The 4,396-nt window shown below is 72.5% G+C and carries 3 protein-coding genes and 1 pseudogene; all 4 read left to right on the forward strand.

Annotated elements, in window-relative coordinates; all coding sequences use genetic code 11:
- On the forward strand, window positions 1-1,022 hold a 1,022-nt coding region (locus tag R6V09_RS47025; protein ID WP_317887593.1), incomplete at its 5' end, for a tetratricopeptide repeat protein.
- Window positions 1,023-2,366, forward strand: coding sequence for a PP2C family serine/threonine-protein phosphatase (locus R6V09_RS47030; protein WP_317887594.1), 1,344 nt, complete (start codon window positions 1,023-1,025; stop codon window positions 2,364-2,366).
- Window positions 2,367-2,464: 98 nt separating this feature from the next.
- Window positions 2,465-3,811, forward strand: a complete 1,347-nt coding sequence (locus R6V09_RS47035) for a vWA domain-containing protein (protein WP_317887595.1) — start codon at window positions 2,465-2,467, stop codon at window positions 3,809-3,811.
- Window positions 3,812-3,872: 61 nt separating this feature from the next.
- Window positions 3,873-4,396: pseudogene (locus R6V09_RS47040) on the forward strand (FHA domain-containing protein); the annotation flags it as partial.

Genomic DNA, 4,396 nt, shown 5'->3' on the forward strand with positions numbered 1-4,396 from the left:
CGCCGCGTCCCGTCGGCACCGCGGTCGCCGAGCGGCCGAACGGCACCGCCGCCGCCAACGGACACGGCGGAGGCACCCCGGACATCGTCAGGCAGGTCGACTCCCCCGCCGTGGCACTCGCCCTGCCCGTCCCGCACGTCGACCCGGCCGACCCCAACGCGGGCTTCCTGGCGGGGCTGATGACGACCGCGGCGACCGAACTGCTCGGCGCCCTCGCGTCCGCGCCGTCGCCGTCCGTGGAGACCCGGCTGCGGCAGATCCGGGCCTGGCTGGAGAACGGCGACTCGTACACCGCGCTGGACGCCCTGGCGAAGCTGGAGGACGAGCGGCCCGACGACTGGCGGGTGGTCTGGTACCGGGGCGTGGCCGCGCTGGCGACCCGCGACTACGAGGCCGCCGCCCTGTCCTTCGACGCGATCTACGACGCCTTCCCGGGCGAGCCCGCGCCGAAGCTGGCGCTCGGCCTGTGCGCCGAGGTGCTGGGACAGCTGGACAACGCGGCCGAGTACTACCGGCTGGTGTGGTCGACCGACCCGAGCTATGTGAGCGCGGCCTTCGGGCTGGCCCGCGTCCAGCTCGCGACCGGCGACCGGCAGGGTTCCGTACGGACGCTGGAGTCGGTGTCGGAGGCCTCGATCCACTACACGGCGGCGCGGGTGGCCGCCGTACGGGCGCGGCTTCGGCGGCGGACCGCGACGGCGGGCGACACGCCGTTCCTGGACGATCTGACCGCGTCCGCCGGACAGGTGGAAGCGCTGGAGGGATACGGTCTGGACGCGGTGCGGCGCGAGCAGCTGTCGGCCGAGGTCCTCGGCTGCGCGCTCGACTGGATACTCTCCGGAGGCCAGGGTTCCGTGCCGCCGACGCGGCAGGAGCTGCTCGGCAACGAGCTGGACGAGCGGGGACTCCGCTTCGGCCTGGAGCGTTCGTACCGCACGCTGGCCCGGCTGGCGCGGGGCGGCGAGGAGAGGATCGACCTGGTGGAACGTGCCAACCGTTACCGCCCCCGGACGTGGGTGTAGTTGATGTCCCAGATGCCCCAGCTGTCCGCCTGCCCGAGCTGCGAGGAGCCGCTCGAATCGGGTGACCGCTTCTGCGGCGCGTGCGGGTACGACCTGTCGGCCGTGCCCGCGCCGCCGGACGACCACCCGACGCTCACCATGAACGGCGCGGGACCGCTCCCGCCCGAGGAGGCCACGGACGTGAACTGGCCCGTGATCCCCCAGCCGGAGGGCGCCGAGACCGCGCCGACGGTCCATCTGCCCACCGATCTGGCCGGCACCGACTCGGGCGGCACCCCGCTGCCGTCCAACTCCCCGCTGCCGCCGACCGGTTCACCGGTCTCCCCGGCCACGGGCGTACGGTTCGACCGGCCGCCGGAGCCCGACGAGTACCCGCTGCAGGCGCCGGACCCGCGGGTCGCCGCCGATCTGCCGACCCCGGCCGAGGGCACCAAGGTGTGCGTGGCCTGCCGGTCGGGCCGGGTGGATCCCGACGGCTACTGCGAGAACTGCGGGCACGCCCAGCCCCGCGAACGCGACCACATGGAACAGGAGTCGGGCCCGATGGCGGCGGTCAGCGACCGCGGGCTGCGTCACCATCGCAACGAGGACGCCTTCGCCGTAGGACAGTGCGCGCTGCCCGACGGGACGCCCGCGCTCGTGGCGGTCGTGTGCGACGGGGTGTCCTCGGCGACCCGGCCCGACGCGGCCTCGCTGGCCGCGTCCCGGAAGGCGGGCGAGTCGCTGCTGGCCACGCTGCCGCAGGGCACGCATCCGCAGCAGGCGATGCACGAGGCGATCATCGCGGCCTCGCACGCGGTCAACTCCCTTGCCGAGGAGCCCGCGACGGCCCGCGAGCACGCCCCGCACCAGAACGCGCCGGCCTGCACCCTGGTCGCCTCCGTCGTCACCCCGGCCCTCCTCGTGGTCGGCTGGGTCGGCGACAGCCGCGCCTACTGGATCCCGGTGGACCGCAGTTCACCGCCGGCCCGGCTCACCGAGGACGACTCGTGGGCGGCGCAGATGGTCGCCGCGGGCCTGATGAGCGAGGCGGAGGCCTACGCCGACGAGCGCGCCCACGCGATCACCGGCTGGCTCGGCGCGGACGCGTACGAACTGGAGCCGCACACGGCTTCCTTCAAGCCGGACCGGCCGGGTGTAGTGGTGGTGTGCACGGACGGCCTGTGGAACTACGCGGAGTCGGCCGAGGAGATGGCCGAGGTCGTACCGCCCGATGCCATGGTCCGCCCGCTGCACAGCGCCCAGGTCCTGGTCGGTCACGCGCTGGACGGCGGGGGCCACGACAACGTAACAGTGGCCGTCGTGCCGTTCCCGGCCCCGCCGCAAGGGGCAGTATCCGGCTGAGGCCGCGCAAACGGGGACGGTCTCGGACCGGTGGGGACCGGTCCGCTCATAGTCATCGCCCCATCCAGGTGGGGCACTTGAGGGGGATCAGAGTAGGCATGGCCAATTTCTCGAAGTCGAACGTGCCGCAGTTCTCGGTGGACGTGTACCAGAACGAGTACCTGCCCGAGGGCGGCCGGGAGGTCAACGCGATCGTCACCGTGACCTCGACCGGCGGCGGCACCGTGGGGAGCCCGGTCGCGGCACCCCATCTGTACGCGCCCGGTCAGGGCCCGGACGCCGCCGTGGCGATCATGGTCGACTGCTCGGGGTCGATGGACTACCCGCCGACCAAGATGCGCAACGCCCGGGACGCCACGGCCGCCGCGATCGACACCCTGCGCGACGGGGTGCACTTCGCGGTGATCGGCGGCACGCATGTCGCCAAGGAGGTCTATCCGGGCGGCGGCGCGCTCGCGGTCGCCGACCACAGGACCCGCGACCAGGCCAAGCAGGCGCTGCGCAAGCTGAGCGCGGGCGGCGGTACCGCCATCGGCACCTGGCTGCGCCTCGCCGACCGGCTGCTGTCCTCGGCGGACGTCTCCATACGCCACGGCATCCTGCTGACCGACGGCCGCAACGAGCACGAGTCGCCGGAGGACCTGAAGGCGGCCCTCGACTCCTGCGCCGGGCGTTTCACCTGTGACGCGCGGGGTGTCGGCACCGACTGGGAAGTGAAAGAAGTCACAGGGATCGCCTCCACGCTGCTCGGCACGGCCGACATCGTCGCCGACCCGACGAACCTCGCCACCGACTTCACGCAGATGATGGAGACGGCGATGGGCAAGGAGGTCGCGGACGTCGCGCTGCGACTGTGGACGCCGGTGGGCACCGCCATCAAGTTCGTCAAGCAAGTCGCGCCCAGGGTCGAGGAGTTGACCGACCGCCGCACCGAGGCGGGCCCGCGCGCCGGGGACTACCCCACCGGGTCCTGGGGTGACGAGTCCCGTGACTACCACGTCTGTGTCGAGGTCCCCGAGGCCGGCATCGGCCAGGAGATGCTCGCCGCCCGGGTCTCGCTGGTCGTCCCGCAGCCCGACGGAAGTACGCAGAACCTGGGCGCCCAGGGGCTGGTGAAGGCCGTGTGGACCGACGACATGGTGGCGTCCACGTCCATCAACCCCCAGGTCGCGCACTACACCGGCCAGGCCGAACTGGCGCAAGTCATCCAACAAGGCCTCGATCTCCGCAAATCGGGTGATGTCGATGGAGCAACGGCCAAACTGGGACGGGCCGTTCAGCTCGCCAGCGTCTCCGGAAACGCGGATACTGCGAAACTGCTTGCGAAGGTGGTGGACGTGGTCGACGCCGCGGCGGGTACTGTGCGACTGAAGGCGAAGGTCGCGGAGGCCGACGAGATGACTCTCGAAACACGGTCCACAAAGACTGTTCGTGTAAAGAAGTGACTTAGCCAGCACGACTCCGTCAGACCCAGAACGACCCTGTGCGAAAGGGGGACGCGCCGACATGCCGACCTGCCCGAACGGACACCAGTCGGGTTCCGACGACTGGTGCGAGGTCTGCGGTCACCGCATGGCCGGTGCCGTACCCCCGCCCCCTCCACCGCCCCCCGGCGGCGGCTACGGCTTCCCGCCGCCCGCGCCCGGTGGCCGTCCGAACGCCTCCGCCGAGGCGGAGCTGTGCCCGCAGTGCCGTACGCCCCGCGAGGGCGGTGCGCCGTTCTGCGAGGAGTGCCGGTGGAACTTCCTCACCAACACGGCGACCTCGTACACCCCGGCGGCCCCGCGCCCGTCGAACCCCGGCCCGAGCCCGGCGGCCCGCTTCCAGCAGCCGCCGCCCGGTCCGACGTACGGCGGTGACTCCTACGAGTACCAGGGTTCGCGCCCCTCACAGATGAACCGCCCGGCCGAGCCGATACCCCCCTTCGGCGGCGAGCCGACGAACCGGTCCGGAGCGCCGGGAGGTCCCGGAGGCGCTGGTGGACCCGGCGGTCCCGGCGGTCCGAACGGCCCCGGTGGCTTCGGTGGCGA

Origin of the sequence: Streptomyces sp. W16, assembly GCF_033194735.1 — a bacterium.
Lineage (GTDB): Bacteria > Actinomycetota > Actinomycetes > Streptomycetales > Streptomycetaceae > Streptomyces.

Excerpts from the sequence above, each read along its gene's own strand:
- R6V09_RS47035 (WP_317887595.1), top strand. The coding sequence starts at position 2,465 with ATGGCCAATTTCTCGAAGTCGAACGTGCCGCAGTTCTCGGTGGACGTG.